We start from the raw sequence: 17405 nt of genomic DNA on the forward strand, positions 1-17405 counted from the left end.
TGCAAGCCCCGGAGAGCAGCCCCCATGACCCAAGGTGTTGAATTCAATCGCTTGATGATGGACATGCGTTCCATGCAGCTCGAAGCCATGGGCACGTCCAAAGCCAATGCTGTATCGGCCGTCAGCGAAACGGGTGGCAGCAGCTTCGCCGATTTGCTTGGCAAGGCCGTGGGCAAGGTGAGCGATACCCAACAGGCTGCCAGCCAATTGGCTAACGCATTCGAGATCGGCAAAAGTGGCGTCGATCTGACGGATGTAATGATTTCCTCGCAGAAGGCGAGCGTGTCTTTCCAGGCCTTGACCCAGGTTCGTAACAAACTGGTTCAGGCGTACCAAGACATCATGCAAATGCCGGTTTGAGGGCAGATTAGGTCATGGCTGAAGCAACAACGGACAACGTACCGGCCAAAACTGGCGCGGCGGCAGGCGGCAAGTCGATGCCGGGCATGGCCTTTCTGGAAAATATCTCGAAGATGCCGGTGCTGCGGCAGGTGGGCCTGTTGGTCGGCCTGGCCGCCAGCGTGGCGATCGGCTTCGCCGTCGTGCTGTGGTCGCAGCAACCGGACTATCGTCCGCTGCTGACCAGCCTTCAGGGTATGGATGCCAAACAGGTGACCGACACCCTGGCCGCCTCAGATATTCCCTATACCGTAGAGCCGAATTCCGGCGCCTTGCTGGTCAAATCCGAAGACATTGGCCGTGCGCGGCTCAAGCTGGCTTCGGCGGGCGTTGTGCAAGGCGACGGTAACGTTGGCTATGAGCTGCTGGACAAGGACCAGGGCTTGGGGACCAGCCAGTTCATGGAAGCCGCGCGCTATCGCCGGGGCCTTGAAGGCGAACTGGCACGTACCGTTTCCGCCCTCAATGGCGTGAAGGGCGCCCGTGTTCACTTGGCAATCCCGAAGAGCTCGGTGTTCGTGCGCGATGAGCGCAAGCCTACCGCTTCAGTGCTAGTAGAGATGTACGGCGGCCGTACCCTGGACCCGGGGCAGGTCATGGCCATCGTTAACCTGGTAGCTACCAGCGTGCCGGAAATGGACCGCTCGGGTGTAACCGTGGTTGACCAGAAAGGCACCTTGCTCTCGGACCTGGGTGAAAACTCCGAGCTGAGCATGGCCGGCAAGCAGTTCGATTACACCCGTCGCATGGAAACCATGCTGACCCAGCGCGTGCAAAGCATTCTGCAGCCGGTGATCGGTAACGATCGGTTCAAGGCTGAAGTGTCCGCGATGGTGGACTTCAGCGCGGTCGAGTCGACCTCCGAACAGTTCAATCCCGACCAACCCGCCTTGCGCAGTGAACAATCGGTGACCGAGCAGCGCTCCAGCGGCAGCAGTTCAGGCGGCGTACCCGGTGCCTTGAGCAACCAGCCGCCAAGCCCGGCTTCGGCACCACAGACCACGCGTGGCGGTGGCGGTGCGGCAGCCCCTCAGGCCATTCAGCCAGGCCAGCCGTTGCTGGACGCCAACGGCCAGCAGATCATGGACCCGGCTACCGGCCAGCCCATGCTCGCCCCGTATCCGGCAGACAAGCGCCAGCAGTCGACGCGTAACTTCGAGCTGGACCGTTCCATCAGCCACACCCGCCAGCAGCAAGGGCGCCTGACCCGTTTGTCGGTTGCAGTGGTGGTAGACGACCAGGCCAAGCTGGATGCGGCCAACGGCGAAATTACCCATACCCCCTGGAGCGCCGAAGATCTGGCGCGGTTCCAGCGGCTGGTGCAGGACGCGGTGGGCTTCGATGCCAGCCGTGGCGACAGCGTGACGGTGATCAACGCGCCGTTCAGCCCGGACCGTGGCGAAGTGTTCACAGAGCCATCCTTCTACCAGCAACCCTGGTTCTGGGACGTGGTCAAGCAGGGCCTGGGCGTAGTGTTCATTCTGTTGCTGGTGTTCGGCGTACTGCGCCCGGTGCTCAACAACATCACCGGTGGCAGCAAGTCCAAGTCGCTGGCGGTGGACGGTGAAGGCGGCCCAGGTGGCGGCATGGCCGGCGGCCCTGGTGGCTTTACTGGCATGAATGGTGAGCTGGCCGATGATCGGGTCAGCCTGGGAGGGCCTACCAGCATCATGCTGCCAAGCCCGACCGAGGGATATGACGCCCAATTGAACGCAATCAAGAGTCTTGTGGCCGAAGACCCGGGCCGTGTCGCGCAGGTCGTGAAAGAGTGGATCAACGCAGATGAGTAGTAATCAGGTTGCCGCACCCAAGCTGACCAAGGTCGACAAGGCCGCTATCCTGTTGCTGTCCCTGGGCGAGTCCGACGCTGCCCAAGTGCTGCGCCATATGGGCCCCAAGGAGGTCCAGCGGGTTGGCGTGGCCATGGCGCAAATGCGCAACGTGCACCGCGAGCAGGTTGAAGAGGTAATGACCGAGTTCGTGGCCAGCGTGGGCGACCAGACCAGCCTGGGCGTGGGCTCGGACGGTTATATCCGCAAGATGCTCACCCAGGCGCTGGGTGAGGACAAAGCCAATGGCCTGATCGACCGCATTTTGCTGGGTGGCAACACCAGCGGCCTGGACAGCCTCAAGTGGATGGAGCCTCGAGCGGTGGCGGACGTGATCCGTTACGAGCACCCGCAAATCCAGGCCATCGTGGTGGCGTACCTCGATCCCGACCAGGCTGGTGAAGTACTGGGCCACTTCGACCATAAGGCGCGGCTCGATATCGTGCTGCGGGTGTCCTCGCTAAACACCGTGCAACCTGCTGCGCTGAAAGAGCTGAACACGATCCTCGAGAAACAGTTCGCCGGTAACTCGACCACTGCCCGTACCACGTTGGGCGGTATCAAGCGTGCCGCCGACATCATGAACTTCCTCGACAGCTCGGTCGAAGGCCAGCTGATGGATTCGATCCGCGAGATCGACTCGGAACTGTCCGGCCAGATCGAAGACTTGATGTTCGTGTTCAACAACCTCAAGGACGTGGACGACCGCGGCATCCAGGCGCTGCTGCGCGAAGTGTCTTCCGAAGTGCTGGTGGTCGCGCTCAAGGGCGCGGACGACGGCATCAAGGAAAAGATCTTCAAGAACATGTCCAAGCGTGCTTCCGAGCTGCTGCGTGACGACCTTGATTCCAAAGGGCCGGTTCGTGTCAGCGACGTGGAAACCGCTCAGAAGGAAATCCTTACTATCGCTCGCCGTATGGCGGAGGCCGGCGAGATCGTGCTGGGTGGCAAGGGCGGGGAGGAGATGATCTAAGCTTTGTACGAAAACGGGCGGCACTCGCCGCTGGTTTGTACAAACCTGCGTCGCCATCGCAGTGTCATACTCTGTGCACGGCGCGCCCTGGTAACACCGGGTCGCGCCGGTCGCCTATCTGTTTTGCCAGGAATACTCAATGAGCCAGTCGAGCAAGGAACCCGTCAGCGAGCTGATTCGCGCCAAGGATTTGATAGGCGTGGATGTGTGGCGCCTGCCCAGTTTCGACCCCCAGGTGGCCGAGCCGGAACCCGAACCCGAGAGCCTCAGCGAGATCGAGGAAGTCCCGCTCGACGAAGTGCAACCGCTCACGCTTGAAGAACTCGAGGCCATTCGCCAGGAAGCCTACAACGAGGGCTTTGCCGCCGGTGAGCGCGACGGTTTCCACGCCACCCAGCTGAAGGTGCGGCAGGAGGCCGAGGTTGCCTTGCAGGCACGCCTGGCCACTCTGGAAACCCTCATGGGTAACCTGTTGGCGCCGATTGCCGAGCAGGATACCCAGATCGAGCGCTCGCTGGTGGAACTGGTAAGCCACATTGCCCGCCAGGTCATTCAGCGCGAGCTCAAGATGGAATCCTCGCAGATCGAGCGCGTGACCCAGGAAGCACTCAAGCTCTTGCCCATGGGCGCGAACAATATCCGAATCTTCGTGAACCCCCAGGACTTTGAACAGATCAAGGCCCTGCGCGAGCGTCACGAAGAGCAATGGAAAATCCTCGAAGATCCGGCGCTCATGCCTGGCGGTTGCCGGATCGAAACCGAACACAGCCGCATTGATGCCTCGGTGGAAACCCGGATAACACAAGCCTTGGCGCTATTGTTCGACCAGTTGCACGAGCAAGGCCTGCACCCGGCCGAGGCGGATCTGCACCTGGAAATGGAGACCAGCGATGCGACTTGACCGCACCAGTTTCGGCAAACGCATGAGCACCTATGCGCCGGCGGTTGACCTGCCGCGCCAGGCTGTGGTGGAAGGTCGATTACTGCGCATGGTCGGGCTTACGCTGGAAGCTGAGGGCTTGCGCGCCGCAATGGGCACCCGGTGCGTGGTGATCAATGACGACAGCTACCAGGCGTCCCAGGTGGAAGCCGAGGTCATGGGCTTTTCAGGCAGCAAGGTCTTTTTGATGCCGGTGGGCAGTGCCGCCGGCATCGCCCCCGGCGCTCGAGTGGTGCCCCTGGCCGACACGGGCCGGCTGCCGATGGGCATGAGCATGTTGGGCAGGGTGCTCGATGGCGCCGGCCGTGCCCTCGACGGCAAAGGCCGCATGCGCGCCGAAGACTGGGTGCCGCTGGACGGCCCCACGATCAACCCCCTTAATCGCGACCCCATCAGCCAGCCGCTCGACGTGGGCATTCGCTGTATCAACGGCTTGTTGACGGTCGGCCGTGGCCAGCGCCTTGGATTGTTCGCCGGTACCGGCGTGGGCAAGAGTGTGCTGTTGGGGATGATGACCCGCTTCACCGAAGCGGAAATCATCGTGGTGGGGCTGATTGGCGAACGCGGCCGCGAGGTGAAGGAGTTCATCGAGCACAGCTTGGGCGCCGAGGGCCTGAAGCGCTCCGTGGTCGTGGCCTCGCCCGCGGATGACGCGCCGCTGATGCGCCTGCGCGCAGCCATGTACTGCACCCGCATTGCCGAATACTTCCGCGACCGGGGCATGAACGTGCTGCTGCTGATGGACTCCCTCACCCGCTATGCCCAGGCCCAGCGGGAAATTGCCCTGGCGATCGGTGAGCCGCCCGCCACCAAAGGCTACCCACCGTCGGTGTTCGCCAAGCTGCCCAAGCTGGTGGAGCGGGCCGGTAACGCCGAAGCGGGCGGAGGCTCGATCACGGCGTTCTATACGGTACTGTCCGAGGGTGATGACCAGCAGGACCCTATCGCCGACTCCGCGCGCGGTGTGCTCGATGGTCACATCGTGTTGAGCCGCCGTTTGGCAGAAGAAGGTCACTACCCGGCGATCGACATCGAGGCTTCCATCAGCCGGGTCATGCCCTCGGTGGTCACACCGCAGCACTTGGCCCAGGCGCAGCAGTTCAAACAGCTGTGGTCGCGCTACCAGCAAAGCCGCGACCTCATCAGCGTAGGGGCCTACGTGGCCGGGGGCGACCGGGAGACCGATATGGCAATCAGCCTGCATCCGCAGCTGGTGCACTACCTGCGTCAGGGCCTGCATGATAACGAAAGCCTGAAAAACAGCTCGGAACGCCTGGCAACGGTGTTCCGCCCTCTGGCGCCGGGTTGATAGGCCATGGCAAATAGCCGCGCGGCGCGCCTGGCGCCGGTCGTTGAAATGGCAGAGAAGGCCGAGCGTACGGCAGCACAGCGCCTGGGCCATTTCCAGGGGCAAATGCGCCTGGCCGAAGCCAAGCTGCAGGAGCTGGAGCAGTTCCGCATGAACTACCAGCAGCAGTGGATCAACAACGGTACCCAAGGGGTTTCAGGGCAGTGGTTGATGAACTACCAGCGGTTCCTGAACCAACTGGAGACTGCGGTGGGGCAGCAGCGCAAGAGCCTGGCCTGGCACCAGAACAACCTCAACAACGCACGTGACGCTTGGCAGAAAGCTTACGCTCGGGTAGAAGGCCTGCGAAAGTTAGTGATGCGCTATATGACCGAAGCTCGCGCGCTGGAAGATAAGCGTGAACAACGCTTGCTCGATGAACTTTCTCAGCGGTTGCCGCGGTCTGATTCATACTGACGGGAAAATTCGCGGCACTCGCCAGCCTGCCAGTACCCGTTCTTAACCAGCTTTTGAAAACGCTTTGTATCCAGAGAAGGATCGATGTATGACAAACGTCACCGCAACGCCGTCGGATGATGGAAAGGAGTTAACCATCAGGATTGACGGCCGTTTCGATTTTGGCTGCCACCAGGCATTTCGTGATTCCTACGAACGGGTCAACACAAAGCCCAGCAGTTTTATCATTGATCTCAAGGACACCAATTACCTGGATAGCTCAGCCCTGGGCATGTTATTGCTGCTCCGTGATCATGGAGGCGGCGACAGCGCGAAGGTCCGATTGATCAATGCCAGTGCCGACACCCGGAAAATCCTGGCGATCTCCAACTTCGATAAACTGTTCGACATCCAGTGATGCTGCCAGACAGCCTTCCGGTCTCGGTGTTGATCGCCGACGACAACATGACGGACCGAATGCTGCTGTCCAGTATCGTTCGGCGCCAGGGGCACCATGTACTCCAGGCGGGTAACGGCGAAGAAGCGGTGAAAGTCTTCGAGCAGATGCGGCCGCAGATCGTGCTACTCGATGTGATGATGCCCATCATGGATGGCTTCGAAGCGGCCCGTCGCATCAAGGCGCTCGCAGGCGAGGCCTTGGTGCCTGTCATTTTTCTCACGTCCATGTCCGAGGACGAGGCGCTGGTGCGATGCCTCGAAGCCGGTGGTGACGACTTTCTCCCCAAGCCCTATAACCAGATCATCCTCGCGGCGAAGCTCCACGCCATGGAGCGCATGCGTCGGTTGCAGGCTACGGTGCTCAAGCAGCGTGACGAACTGGCCCGCCATCATGGGCACTTGCTGAACGAGCAACGCGTGGCCAAGGCGGTGTTTGACCAGGTAGCCCATTCCGGTTGCCTGGGCGCGGGCAATATCCGCTACCTGCAGTCTCCTTATGCACTGTTCAACGGTGATCTGCTGCTGGCGGCAGCGAGCCCGGGCGGTGATCTCTATGTACTGCTGGGTGACTTCACCGGCCATGGATTACCCGCCGCCGTGGGGGCGATGCCGCTGGCCGATGTGTTTTATGGCATGACCGCAAAAGGGTATGGCCTGGCGGAAACGCTGCGCGAAATGAACGCCAAGCTCAAGCGAATTCTGCCCCCGGACATGTTCTGCTGCGCCACGTTGATCAATGTCAGCGTCAATCGGCGGGTGCTTGAGGTATGGAACGGCGGCATGCCGGACGGTTACTTGCTCAAGCAGAACGGTGAGCGCGTGCCGGTGCCGTCTCGGGCCTTGCCCTTGGGCATCCTGTCGCCAGAGCGCTTCGAGCCCAAGACACAGGTGTACCCGATCGAGGAAGGCGACCGGATTTTCCTGCTGTCTGACGGCGTGATCGAAACCACCAACCACGAAGAAACCCTGTTCGGCGCCGAGCGACTGGAAGCGGTGCTGGACCGCAACACTGACCGCGATCGCTTGTTCGAAGACATTCGCGAGGCGTTGCAGGGGTTCCACGGTGAAACCCGCGACGACGTCAGCATGGTGCAGGTAAAGGTAGTCGACAGCGCCAGCCTGCCCCCGGCGGTACTTACGCCCGACCGTGGCCAGCCCACGCCGACAGACTGGTCCGTGTCCTTCGAGTTTCGTAGCGAAACCCTCAAGCACTACAACCCGCTGCCTTTCCTGTTGCAGCTGCTTCAGGAGGTGCAGGGCCTGCGAGGCCAGAGTGGCGCGCTGTACACGGTGCTTACCGAGCTGTATTCCAACGCACTGGAGCATGGTGTGCTGGGGCTGGATTCGTCCCTCAAGCGGAATGGGGAAGGGTTCGCCCGCTATTACCAGATGCGCGAGGAACGGCTTCGGGAACTCCAGGGTGGCTATGTGAAGTTGGGGCTGGCGGTAGAACCCCAGACCGAAGAAGGCGGGCGGCTGGTCATCACCATCGAAGACAGCGGTGCCGGCTTCGACGTGCCGGCCACGCTCAAGCGCGTAGGTGAAGGCGATGGCTATTCAGGCCGTGGCGTCAAGCTGGTCCGGGCGCTGAGCCACAGCGCTCGCTGGGCCGACGATGGGCGTAGCGCCCGCGTAGAATTCGCCTGGGAGGGTCAGGCATAATAGCCGCCGTTCAAGGAGGACAATGTGACCACAGCCCATCTGGACCCTGATGTACTTGCAACGCTAAGGGACATCATGGGAGAGGATCAATTTCCTGTGTTGGTCCACACCTATCTCACGGATTCGGAACACCGGCTGGCACAGTTGCTGGCGGCCACCGACGCCCGCGCCCTGCGCGACGCCGCGCACAGTTTCAAGGGCAGCAGCTGCAACATGGGGGCCGTGCACCTTGCGCAATTGTGTGGGGAGCTGGAACATCTGCCGGTCGAGGCGCCCACCCACGTGGTGGCCGACTTGCAAGCGAAGATCACGGTGGAATTCACTGCGATCCGAGAGGGTTTCCTCGCCATCCTCGACCGTTCACCGCTGCCTTGAAAAGTTGGCCCACCTTTTGCTTTTAGCCTGATATCCGTTTACCCACCCACTGCGCGGGGTCGCTGTCATGGCTGTCGCTTCAAACCCACTCCTGCAAATCGGCACCTCTGTCGGTAGTACCGGCAAGGTCCAGGCTAATGCTCTCAGCTCGGTGACCAAGGTCGCTGACGCCACCAAGGACGGGGCTTCCAGCTTCGCGGAGGTCTATGCCAAAGAGCATCAGGCCGTTCCGCATAAAGCGGCTGCCAATGCTAGCGCTCGCTCCAGCGAGCACTTCGCGGCAAGCGACAAAAAAGCAGCATTCACCAGCAAGGCAAAAGACGATAAACCGGCGGTTGCCGCTGACGGCAAACCGTCGCCGGCCAAGGCGGACAAGGCCGACCGCTCGAACAAGGCGGACAAATCCGCCAAGGCTGATCAAGCGAACGATACCGATGCGGTGAAAGCCGATGAGGTTTCGGACGAGGCCAAGGTAGCCGATGCGTCGGTGGACGATCAGGCAGACGAGACAACCGATGTTGTTGACGGGACTGCGCTGCCGGCCACGCCCGTGGCGGACCCGACCGCCGCTGCGCCTGCGGCTGTGCCAGCGGATCCTGCGCTGGCGCCTCAGCCGGTAGTAGACCCTGCGCAGTTGCAAGCCGCCAATCAGGCCCGGGCCCCGTCGGCCGATGACGCGTTCGACCCTGCGGCTGATCCCCTTGCGGACCTGCCGATGGTGCGAATGGCACTGGAACACACGGCCAAGGCGCAGGGTACGACCTCTGTTCATGCGCAGGCGGAGAACACCGCCGCGCAGCAAACCACTGACACGGCGAGCGGCGACACCTTCGCTCAAGGGATGGGGGCGATGCTGGAACAGCAGAAAGCCACCGATGGCCTGGGCGTTGGCAAGGAGGGTGAGGACGGCATCGGTGCGATTGGCGATATCAAGGATGGCGCCGGGGGCACAAGCGGCCGCGCCGAAGACCTCACCAGCCGTTTGAACCAGTTGAACCAGGCCGTGGGTGGCAAGGCGGCGACTACCGCCACGCCGCCGGCGCAGCCACTGAACATGCAGCAGAATGGCTGGAGCGAAGGGTTGGTGAACCGGGTGATGTACCTGTCCAGCCAGAACCTGAAGTCGGCGGATATCCAGCTGCACCCGCTGGAGCTGGGCCGCCTGGATATTCGCGTGGATGTCACCGCTGATCAGACCCAGATCACCTTCCAGAGTGCTCATGTGGGCGTTCGCGATGCGTTGGAAAGCCAGCAAGGCCGCCTGCGCGACATGCTGGCGCAACAGGGGCTGACGCAGGTTGATGTAAACGTGTCCGACCAGTCGCGGCAACAGCAACAGCAACAGCAACAGCAACAGCAACAGGCACACGCCCAGGCAGGCCAGGGCACGCGCAGCGGCTCGGGCCGTAGCGGTGGGGTAGAGGGCGATGTGGAGGTCTCCGCCGTTGCCGAATCGGCTGCCGCCCAGTCGGTGGTGGGCAGCAGCCTGGTGGATTACTACGCCTGATAAGGGTAGGGGAGGGCATTGTTTGCAGTGCCGACCCCTTGCTCCCATCCACATTGCGCGTATTGCAGAAGGTTCGCAGGCTGGCGCCTGCTCCTACCGATACTGAGGCTCCCTCACCTGGTATGCAGCCAGCTGGAGGTGGAGCCGATGTGGATACGCCAGGCCAACGGTGAATACTCGCGGGCGTGCTGGCGTATTTCCCGGTAAAGCGCCGTGAGTTCGGAGGGAGGGATCGACAACTCGGTGGCGATCCGGGTTACCGCACGAAACTGTCGAAGCTCCGGCACGTCTCGCATCAACACATCATTGAATACCCCCGGGCCCGTCACATGGCTGATGCGGCGAACGTACGCCGTCACGGTGTCCCGGCTATCGGTGTTTTCGTAGGGGCGATGGAAGTACAGGTCCCGGTTTGCCAGAAAGCGCTGGTGGCTTTCCTGAGAGATTGCCTTCAGTACGGGGGTGTCCGGCAGCGCCGCGAAATTGCTCGTGTTGAACTTGCAGTGCAGGCCTAGCCGGGACTCGTTGACCAGGCCGTTGAGCATCAGCCGCCCGGGGGCGATCGACCAGTCCAGGTCGCTAAAATGGCCGCCGCTTTCGATACTGCCGTAGAGCGTATCGTCGATGTCCATGTACAACCCGCCGTGGTAGTCCAGCAGTTGATACCGCAGCACGTCCGCCGCACTGGCGTAATTGATGCCGCTGCCCTCGGTTGCCGCCTTGTATTGCGCATAATAAGGCGTTTGCCTGAAGGCTCGGAAAAACGGCGTATCTTCCAGCAAGTGAATGTGCAGATTGGTCGGGGCGGTAGCGAGGTCAGTCAGCGTAAGGGCCTGATCCAGTGGGTCCTCGATGCTCAGATACAGGTGATAGTCGAACGGAGCGGTGCCCTCGGCGGCCAGCGCGGCATTGGCAATCACGTTGTTCACGAAGTGATCCGGTAGCCGCCGGCCAAGCCACACGCTGTGGATGTTTCGTGGCAGCGGTACCCGGCCTTGCCTGGGCACTGGCGGGATGCGCCAGGGATAGTTTGCCGGCATGCCCAGTTCCGCCGTTGCCGCTTCGATCTCCTGCGCGCTTGGCTGGATCGCGGGGTGGGCACTCGACGGCTCGAACATATCGGCCGCCGCGTTGTAGCGAAAGCCGGTGCCAGTAGTGCTACGCCAGCAGTCGTTCAGCGGGTCGAAGCGCACTACCCGCAAGGCATCCTCCACGGTGATCAGGTAGCTGGAGGCCACACCGCGCCCTAGCAGCTGGCAATGCACCCCTCGCAATACCCGTAGGGCCGGTGGGGCCCAGGGCTCCCGTGTGAAAGGCGAAAGCAGCCGCAGCCGCGCCGGCGAAAGGTCTGTCATCGCGACGTGGGCTTCATGGTCGAGCCAGGCGCCTTCGGCGAAATCGCCTAGTTCTTCAGGCGTCAACAGCCGGTCTTCCTGCCCGAGAAGCGCCAACGTGTTCACTCGGTTCAGGCGCAGGTTCAAGCGCAGCGATGCGACCCTGATTCCCTGCGCCTGGATACGGAACAGTTGAAACGGCCCATCAAAGTGCGCCTTGGCAAAGGACAACGCCCCCTCGGCGTTGCCGAACACGCGCACACAGGCGCCCTCTATCATCCGTGGCAACCGCGTAAAACGTCGGGTCGCCGCTAAAGCCGGCTCGCTGCCGGCGGCGGCACTGTGTCTCTCCACTTCCTGTACGGCAAACACCAGTTCGAAGTCGGTCTGCTCGATCATTCCCCGCGTGTTGAGCGGCCACCGCGAAACCGGCGAAGGCGGCAAGGCAGGGGGCCTGGGCACCACAAGCGGCTCATCCTCGAGCACCTCCCACGGCAAGTCGTTCACAGGGCTGGCGCTTAGCAACGGCAGGTTGAAGAGTGCTGTGACCCCTTCAGCAATGGCGGCGCCGATCGCTGCCTTGCGCTCAGCGGGTGATCGGGCTTCGATGGCCTTGTCGATGTCCAGCCCCATCGCCGTGCTGGCGCTTGCTACAGCGCTTAGTGCAATTGGCCATCCGAGAAGCGCCAGCTGGGTAGCCAGCTGCGCGAAGGTAGACAGGAACGCAACGGCGGCCTCCTTGCGCAGGCGGTGATTGCTGATAAGGGCAAGGTCGGCGTGCCGGTACATTTCAGCGGCGGCGCGCTCGGCCAGCCAGGCAAACGGATCTTTGGTTGCGGTAGTGCTTCGCCACCTAGCCACCCGGGTGCCAGGCTTCCCTTGGCGAGTTGAGCCAGCAACGCTCGTGCGCGTTCGTCGTCCGGATCGAAGTGCGATTGCAATTCCGCCAACCCTTGCGGCGTGGCGGCGTAGCGTTGCAGCCATGTCTCCAGTGCTTCTGCATCCTCGAAGCGTTGAACAACGTTCGCCCCATTGGGCATGTACAGGTATTGCGCGCCCTCGGGCTCCAGCACGCGCAAAAGGTCACGGGAATGGGTTGCCCGCAGGCTCACGCCGGTTACTTCCAAACCCGCGCCCACCGGCCGTTCCGCTGCCAGGGCAGCGGTCGAGAGGTCTTCGCTCAGGCCGTTGGCGAAGGCCTGTCGCAGGGTAATCAACTGAGCATCGCTCAGGGTGCCTTGCTGCCGCGCCTGATCCATGGCTACCAGCGTGCTGGAGCGGCTCAGGGCAATAAAGTCCGAGGTTCGTGTACGCCAGAAATCCCGCAGGCGAGCTTGATACGTGTCGGCGAAAGCGGCCTGCCAGAAATCGGCGCCAAGCTGGCTGGGCAGTAGCCGAAGCTCGTGATGTTCGTCGTAGTGCCCCGCCTCGGCGCTAACGATATAGAAGCCGCTCATCATGTCCAGTTGATCCATCCGGTCCTGGTCCGCCGACGGGAACCGTTGCAGCACCAGTTGTGGCAAGCTCAGGCTTTTCACGGGCGGCCCACTGTGAACCCAGCCACTGAAGGCCCTCGGGCTGGACTGCGCGTTGTCAAAGCGGTGCCAGTACACGTGTTGCACATCCTGATCAGCAAGCCCGTGCAGTGTCAGCAAGCGCCGGGCTTCGGCTTCTGCGGCAGCACTGAGGTCCGGGTAATCGGCCAGCCACCGATCGTTAAGCTCCAGTAGCTCGACGAGGTGGCGAGTATGGGTTACAGGTTTCATGGTCAGCCTCTGTTGGCACAAAGCGCGCGACTTTGAAGCCAGCCCTGCAGGCGCTGGTGGTGAATAACGCAATCGGGCCGAGGCGCAACATGGCATAACACTTGCTGAAGCCCACTGGATAGCTGGTGTAACCCCTTATCGCGACGGATTATTGGCATGGCTAAGAAAGACGAAGACGCAGGCGCGGCCCCCGAGAAGAAAAAGGGCAAGCTCAAGTTCATACTGATCATCGTGATAGCGCTGCTGCTTGCGATCGGAGCGTCGGTGGGTGGAACCTGGTACTTCATGCACAAGTCCCAGAACAACAAGGATGAGAAAACACCCGAGGCTACTGCCGAGGCCGTCAAACCTGTGGCGATCTACGAACCCCTCTCGCCCGCGTTCGTGGTCAACCTCAACCAGAACGGCAGACAGCGGTACCTGCAGGTGAGTATCACCCTGCTGACCCACGATCAGGCCGCGCTGGACGCGCTCAAGGTGCATTTGCCGGTCATCCGCAATAACCTGGTGATGTTGCTCTCCGGCCAGGATTTCTCCACGCTGGCAAGCCCGGTGGGGATAGAAATGCTCCGCCAGAAAGCCACTGTCAGCGTTCAGGAAGTGGCCCAGAAAGAGGTTGGCAAGCTGGTTGTGGATCAACTGTTGTTCACCAATTTCGTATTGCAATAGGAAACCCTCATGGCCATGCAGGACCTGTTGTCACAGGACGAGATCGACGCGCTGCTGCACGGCGTGGACGATGGGCTGGTGCAGACCGAAACCATGGTCGAGCCCGGTAGCGTCAAAAGCTACGACCTGACCACCCAGGACCGGATCGTGCGCGGGCGCATGCCCACCCTTGAAATGATCAACGAGCGTTTTGCCCGTTATACCCGCGTAAGCATGTTCAACCTGCTGCGCCGCTCCGCCGACGTGGCAGTAGGTGGCGTGCAGGTAATGAAATTCGGCGAGTACATTCACTCGCTCTATGTGCCGACCAGCCTGAACCTGGTGAAGGTCAAGCCGTTGCGTGGCACTGCATTGTTCATCCTGGACGCCCGCCTGGTGTTCAAGCTGGTGGATAACTTCTTCGGCGGCGATGGCCGCCATGCCAAGATCGAGGGCCGGGAGTTCACGCCTACGGAGTTGCGCGTGGTGCGCATGGTGCTGGACCAGGCCTTCGTGGACCTCAAGGAAGCCTGGCACGCGGTGATGGATGTGAACTTCGAGTTCATCCAGTCGGAAGTCAACCCTGCCATGGCCAACATCGTGGGCCCCAGCGAAGCCGTAGTGGTTTCCACGTTCCATGTGGAAATGGATGGCGGCGGCGGCGACCTGCACGTGGCCATGCCGTATTCGATGGTCGAGCCCGTGCGCGAGATGCTCGACGCTGGCTTCCAGTCCGACCTGGACGATCAGGACGAGCGCTGGATAAAAGCCTTGCGCGAAGACGTGCTCGACGTGTCGGTGCCGTTGTCGGCGACCGTCGCCCGCCGACAGCTCAAGCTGCGAGACATTCTCCATATGCAGCCCGGCGATGTGATCCCCGTGGAGTTGCCAGAGGAGCTCGTGATGCGTGCCAACGGGGTGCCTTCGTTCAAGGCCCGCCTGGGCTCGCACAAAGGCACGCTCTCGTTGCAGATCACTACACCGATCGAGCGCCGCTGATTCGCGCGCGCCGATCCTGAACAGATTGAGGACTTACAATGGCTGATGACAAAGATACTTCCGTCGATGACCAGGCGCTGGCCGATGAGTGGGCCGCGGCACTGAACGAATCGGGCGACGGCGGGCAAAGCGACATCGATGCCTTGTTGCAGGCGGATACCGCAGCGCGGCCGGCGGGCACCCGGCTGCCGATGGAAGAGTTCGGTTCTTCGCCCAAGCCTTCCGAGACGCACGGCATGGAAGGCCCTAACCTGGATGTGATCCTGGACATCCCGGTGACCATCTCCATGGAAGTGGGCAGCACTGAAATCAACATCCGCAACCTGCTGCAGCTCAACCAGGGGTCGGTGATCGAGCTGGATCGTCTTGCCGGCGAGCCGCTGGACGTACTGGTCAACGGCACCTTGATTGCCCACGGTGAAGTGGTGGTAGTGAACGAGAAGTTCGGCATCCGCCTCACCGACGTGATCAGCCCTGCCGAACGTATCAAGAAGCTTCGCTGATGAGGGCCCTGCTGGCCGGGCTGCTCAGCCTGCCGTTAGTGGCTTTTGCCGCAGAGCCTGCCGCACCGGCGGCGTCGGCATCCACCACGGCGGTGGGCGCCAGTTCCGGCATGGCTGCCCAGCTCGGGCAAACCGCCTTGGGCCTGTTGGCCGTAGTGGCGGTGATCCTGGGGCTGGCCTGGCTATTGCGCAGGCTGCAACCCATGGGCCCGCGCAATGGCCAAGTGATCGAATTGCTCGGGGCCCGCGCCCTTGGCCCGCGCGACCGGCTGGTGCTGGTGCAGGTGGGCCGGGAGCAGATCCTGCTGGGGCTTTCCCCGGGCCGCATCACGCCGCTGCACGTGCTGCAACATCCTGTTGAAACCCCACAACCCGGTGAGGCAACGACGCCTGAATTCGCCCAGCGGCTCATGGAACTGCTTGGCAAGGACCATAAGGATAGGAAGTGATGCGCACCCTGCGCTGGCTGATTCCGCTTTGCGGGGTGCTCTTCGCCCCATCGGTGCTGGCGGCGGACCCGCTGTCGTTGCCGGCAATTACCATGACGACTGGCGCCAACGGGCAGCAGGAATACTCGGTAAGCCTGCAGATCCTCGCGATCATGACGGCGCTGAGTTTCATCCCGGCGTTCGTGATGCTGATGACCAGCTTCACACGGATCATCATCGTGTTCTCGATCCTGCGTCAGGCGCTGGGGCTGCAGCAAACGCCGTCCAACCAGTTGCTGACCGGCATGGCGTTGTTCCTCACTATGTTCATCATGGCCCCGGTGTTCGATCGGGTGAACAACGACGCTTTGCAACCGTACCTGGCGGAGCAGATGAGCGCTCAGGATGCCCTGGCCAGGGCTGAAGTGCCGGTGAAGGACTTTATGCTGGCGCAAACCCGGCAGAGCGACCTGGACCTGTTCATGCGCTTGTCCCGGCGCACCGATATACCCAGCGCCGATCAGGCCCCCCTTACCATCCTGGTGCCTGCGTTCGTGTGTTCCGAACTCAAGACCGCCTTCCAGATCGGCTTCATGATTTTCATCCCGTTCCTGATCATCGACCTGGTGGTAGCCAGCGTACTGATGGCCATGGGGATGATGATGTTGTCGCCCCTGATCATCTCCCTGCCGTTCAAGATCATGCTCTTCGTGCTAGTGGATGGCTGGGCGTTGATCATCGGTACACTCGCCGGCAGCTTCGGCGGCGTTTGACTCAGAGGAGGGCGCCATGACCCCGGAAATCGCCACAGACCTGTTCCGTGAAGCCCTTTGGTTGACCACCCTCATGGTGGCGATCCTGGTATTGCCCAGCCTGTTGATAGGCTTGGTGATCGCCATGTTCCAGGCGGCCACGCAGATCAACGAACAAACCCTGAGCTTCCTGCCGCGCATGCTGATGATGCTGGTCACGCTGATCGTGCTGGGCCCGTGGATCGTGCGGGAGTTCATGGACTACATCACCACCCTCTACAGCAGCATTCCCGGGTTGATCGGCTAGCATGCTGCAGCTCACTGATACCCAGATCGGCACCTGGGTCGCCAGCTTCATCATTCCATTGTTCCGTGTGGCGGGGCTGTTGATGACCATGCCGCTGTTCGGCGGCAACATGGTGTCTACCCGGATCCGGCTGTATTTCTCGGTGGCAATCACCGTGGTGATCGTGCCCGGCCTGCCGGCCATGCCAGAAGTGCATGCACTCGACCTGAGCGGCCTGCTGCTAGTGGCCGAGCAGATCATCGTGGGGGCGCTGATGGGCCTGTCTATTCACATGCTGTTTCAGGCCTTCGTGATCGCCGGGCAAATCGTCGCTATCCAGATGGGCATGGCGTTCGCGTCCATGGTAGACCCCACCAACGGCGTGAACGTGGCCGTGGTAAGCCAGTTCTTCAACATGTTGGTGACATTGCTGTTCCTCACCATGAACGGCCACCTGGTGGTGTTCGAGGTGTTGACCGACAGCTTCACCACGTTGCCGGTAGGCAATGCATTGGTTACCGCGCAGTTCTGGGACCTGGTTACCCGCGTCGGCTGGGTGCTGGGCGCCTCGCTTCTGCTGGTGCTACCGGCCGTTACCGCCTTGCTGGTGGTGAACATCGCCCTGGGCATCATGACCCGCGCGGCGCCACAGCTGAACATCTTCTCCGTCGGCATGCCCATGACGCTGGTGCTGGGGATGGTTATTCTGTGGATCAACATGGCCGACATACTTAACCAGTACCAGCCGCTGGCGATGGAAGCCTTGCGCTGGCTGCGTGCACTGACCGAGGTGAGGTGAGC

19 protein-coding genes are annotated in these 17405 nt (G+C 61.8%); 17 read left to right on the forward strand and 2 right to left on the reverse strand.

The window, feature by feature from the left end:
• The first annotated feature begins 24 nt into the window (after positions 1-24).
• The 10 genes from fliE to LG385_RS04670 all read left to right on the forward strand — a co-directional run bounded on the left by fliE (position 25) and on the right by LG385_RS04670 (position 9888).
• Positions 25-360 (forward strand): flagellar hook-basal body complex protein FliE, encoded by a 336-nt coding sequence (fliE, locus tag LG385_RS04625; RefSeq protein ID WP_225772768.1) that lies wholly within the window; start codon positions 25-27, stop codon positions 358-360.
• A 14-nt stretch (positions 361-374) separates the two neighbouring features.
• Complete coding sequence (fliF, locus tag LG385_RS04630; protein WP_225772770.1) at positions 375-2189, forward strand: flagellar basal-body MS-ring/collar protein FliF; 1815 nt, start codon at positions 375-377, stop codon at positions 2187-2189.
• Positions 2182-3201 carry a flagellar motor switch protein FliG gene (gene fliG / locus LG385_RS04635; protein WP_225772771.1) on the forward strand — a complete coding sequence of 340 codons (1020 nt, stop codon included), beginning with the start codon at positions 2182-2184 and terminating at the stop codon, positions 3199-3201. Before fliF ends, fliG begins: the two co-directional genes overlap by 8 nt.
• 139 nt (positions 3202-3340) lie before the next feature.
• On the forward strand, positions 3341-4102 hold the full coding sequence (fliH, locus tag LG385_RS04640; protein ID WP_225772773.1) for a flagellar assembly protein FliH: 762 nt from the start codon (positions 3341-3343) through the stop codon (positions 4100-4102).
• Entirely contained in the window at positions 4092-5450 is a 1359-nt protein-coding gene (gene fliI, locus LG385_RS04645) for a flagellar protein export ATPase FliI (RefSeq protein WP_181113026.1), read from the forward strand. Before fliH ends, fliI begins: the two co-directional genes overlap by 11 nt.
• A gap of 6 nt (positions 5451-5456) precedes the next feature.
• The gene (gene fliJ, locus LG385_RS04650) at positions 5457-5906 is read left to right on the forward strand and encodes a flagellar export protein FliJ (RefSeq protein WP_181113023.1); all 450 of its coding nucleotides are present in this window, start codon (positions 5457-5459) and stop codon (positions 5904-5906) included.
• 88 nt (positions 5907-5994) lie between these two features.
• The gene (locus tag LG385_RS04655; RefSeq protein ID WP_225772775.1) at positions 5995-6303 is read left to right on the forward strand and encodes an STAS domain-containing protein; all 309 of its coding nucleotides are present in this window, start codon (positions 5995-5997) and stop codon (positions 6301-6303) included.
• The gene (locus LG385_RS04660; RefSeq protein ID WP_225772777.1) at positions 6303-8006 is read left to right on the forward strand and encodes a fused response regulator/phosphatase; all 1704 of its coding nucleotides are present in this window, start codon (positions 6303-6305) and stop codon (positions 8004-8006) included. The genes LG385_RS04655 and LG385_RS04660 overlap by 1 nt, the downstream gene beginning before the upstream one ends.
• Positions 8007-8030: 24 nt before the next feature.
• The gene (locus tag LG385_RS04665) at positions 8031-8381 is read left to right on the forward strand and encodes an Hpt domain-containing protein (RefSeq protein WP_225772779.1); all 351 of its coding nucleotides are present in this window, start codon (positions 8031-8033) and stop codon (positions 8379-8381) included.
• A gap of 67 nt (positions 8382-8448) precedes the next feature.
• Positions 8449-9888, forward strand: coding sequence for a flagellar hook-length control protein FliK (locus LG385_RS04670; RefSeq protein WP_225772781.1), 1440 nt, complete (start codon positions 8449-8451; stop codon positions 9886-9888).
• Between the two features lie 113 nt (positions 9889-10001).
• On the opposite strand, the gene LG385_RS25505 is transcribed toward LG385_RS04670, so the two are convergent.
• Both LG385_RS25505 and LG385_RS04680 read right to left on the reverse strand, forming a co-directional pair.
• Positions 10002-11855: a glycosyltransferase gene (locus LG385_RS25505; protein ID WP_318781419.1), complete on the reverse strand. Its 1854-nt coding sequence runs from the start codon at positions 11853-11855 to the stop codon at positions 10002-10004.
• A gap of 26 nt (positions 11856-11881) precedes the next feature.
• Complete coding sequence (locus LG385_RS04680) at positions 11882-12988, reverse strand: dermonecrotic toxin domain-containing protein (protein WP_225772783.1); 1107 nt, start codon at positions 12986-12988, stop codon at positions 11882-11884.
• Between the two features lie 156 nt (positions 12989-13144).
• Between LG385_RS04680 and fliL the strand changes: the two genes are divergently transcribed.
• The 7 genes from fliL to fliR are packed head-to-tail and all read left to right on the forward strand — an operon-like array spanning position 13145 to position 17403.
• On the forward strand, positions 13145-13657 hold the full coding sequence (gene fliL / locus LG385_RS04685; protein ID WP_225772784.1) for a flagellar basal body-associated protein FliL: 513 nt from the start codon (positions 13145-13147) through the stop codon (positions 13655-13657).
• 9 nt (positions 13658-13666) lie between these two features.
• Positions 13667-14635 carry a flagellar motor switch protein FliM gene (gene fliM, locus LG385_RS04690; protein ID WP_181113004.1) on the forward strand — a complete coding sequence of 323 codons (969 nt, stop codon included), beginning with the start codon at positions 13667-13669 and terminating at the stop codon, positions 14633-14635.
• Between the two features lie 38 nt (positions 14636-14673).
• Complete coding sequence (gene fliN / locus LG385_RS04695) at positions 14674-15138, forward strand: flagellar motor switch protein FliN (protein WP_225772786.1); 465 nt, start codon at positions 14674-14676, stop codon at positions 15136-15138.
• Positions 15138-15587, forward strand: a complete 450-nt coding sequence (gene fliO / locus LG385_RS04700) for a flagellar biosynthetic protein FliO (RefSeq protein WP_181122814.1) — start codon at positions 15138-15140, stop codon at positions 15585-15587. Before fliN ends, fliO begins: the two co-directional genes overlap by 1 nt.
• On the forward strand, positions 15587-16339 hold the full coding sequence (fliP, locus tag LG385_RS04705; RefSeq protein ID WP_225772788.1) for a flagellar type III secretion system pore protein FliP: 753 nt from the start codon (positions 15587-15589) through the stop codon (positions 16337-16339). Before fliO ends, fliP begins: the two co-directional genes overlap by 1 nt.
• A gap of 16 nt (positions 16340-16355) precedes the next feature.
• A complete protein-coding gene (gene fliQ, locus LG385_RS04710; protein ID WP_181112989.1) occupies positions 16356-16625 on the forward strand; it encodes a flagellar biosynthesis protein FliQ in 270 nt (89 codons plus the stop codon).
• A 1-nt stretch (position 16626) separates the two neighbouring features.
• On the forward strand, positions 16627-17403 hold the full coding sequence (gene fliR, locus LG385_RS04715) for a flagellar biosynthetic protein FliR (RefSeq protein WP_225772790.1): 777 nt from the start codon (positions 16627-16629) through the stop codon (positions 17401-17403).
• Positions 17404-17405: the final 2 nt, after the last annotated feature.

The sequence above is a fragment of the Pseudomonas sp. Marseille-Q5115 genome, assembly GCF_916618905.1.
GTDB lineage: Bacteria > Pseudomonadota > Gammaproteobacteria > Pseudomonadales > Pseudomonadaceae > Aquipseudomonas > Aquipseudomonas japonica_A.

What these genes read in the sequence shown, in the direction of transcription:
- fliE (WP_225772768.1), top strand. Translation starts at nt 25, where the DNA reads ATGACCCAAGGTGTTGAATTCAATCGCTTGATGATGGACATGCGTTCC.
- fliF (WP_225772770.1), top strand. Translation starts at nt 375, where the DNA reads ATGGCTGAAGCAACAACGGACAACGTACCGGCCAAAACTGGCGCGGCG.
- fliG (WP_225772771.1), top strand. Translation starts at nt 2,182, where the DNA reads ATGAGTAGTAATCAGGTTGCCGCACCCAAGCTGACCAAGGTCGACAAG.
- fliH (WP_225772773.1), top strand. Translation starts at nt 3,341, where the DNA reads ATGAGCCAGTCGAGCAAGGAACCCGTCAGCGAGCTGATTCGCGCCAAG.
- fliI (WP_181113026.1), top strand. Translation starts at nt 4,092, where the DNA reads ATGCGACTTGACCGCACCAGTTTCGGCAAACGCATGAGCACCTATGCG.
- fliJ (WP_181113023.1), top strand. Translation starts at nt 5,457, where the DNA reads ATGGCAAATAGCCGCGCGGCGCGCCTGGCGCCGGTCGTTGAAATGGCA.
- LG385_RS04655 (WP_225772775.1), top strand. Translation starts at nt 5,995, where the DNA reads ATGACAAACGTCACCGCAACGCCGTCGGATGATGGAAAGGAGTTAACC.
- LG385_RS04660 (WP_225772777.1), top strand. Translation starts at nt 6,303, where the DNA reads ATGCTGCCAGACAGCCTTCCGGTCTCGGTGTTGATCGCCGACGACAAC.
- LG385_RS04670 (WP_225772781.1), top strand. Translation starts at nt 8,449, where the DNA reads ATGGCTGTCGCTTCAAACCCACTCCTGCAAATCGGCACCTCTGTCGGT.
- LG385_RS25505 (WP_318781419.1), bottom strand. Translation starts at nt 11,855, where the DNA reads ATGGGGCTGGACATCGACAAGGCCATCGAAGCCCGATCACCCGCTGAG.
- LG385_RS04680 (WP_225772783.1), bottom strand. Translation starts at nt 12,988, where the DNA reads ATGAAACCTGTAACCCATACTCGCCACCTCGTCGAGCTACTGGAGCTT.
- fliL (WP_225772784.1), top strand. Translation starts at nt 13,145, where the DNA reads ATGGCTAAGAAAGACGAAGACGCAGGCGCGGCCCCCGAGAAGAAAAAG.
- fliM (WP_181113004.1), top strand. Translation starts at nt 13,667, where the DNA reads ATGGCCATGCAGGACCTGTTGTCACAGGACGAGATCGACGCGCTGCTG.
- fliN (WP_225772786.1), top strand. Translation starts at nt 14,674, where the DNA reads ATGGCTGATGACAAAGATACTTCCGTCGATGACCAGGCGCTGGCCGAT.
- fliO (WP_181122814.1), top strand. Translation starts at nt 15,138, where the DNA reads ATGAGGGCCCTGCTGGCCGGGCTGCTCAGCCTGCCGTTAGTGGCTTTT.
- fliP (WP_225772788.1), top strand. Translation starts at nt 15,587, where the DNA reads ATGCGCACCCTGCGCTGGCTGATTCCGCTTTGCGGGGTGCTCTTCGCC.
- fliQ (WP_181112989.1), top strand. Translation starts at nt 16,356, where the DNA reads ATGACCCCGGAAATCGCCACAGACCTGTTCCGTGAAGCCCTTTGGTTG.
- fliR (WP_225772790.1), top strand. Translation starts at nt 16,627, where the DNA reads ATGCTGCAGCTCACTGATACCCAGATCGGCACCTGGGTCGCCAGCTTC.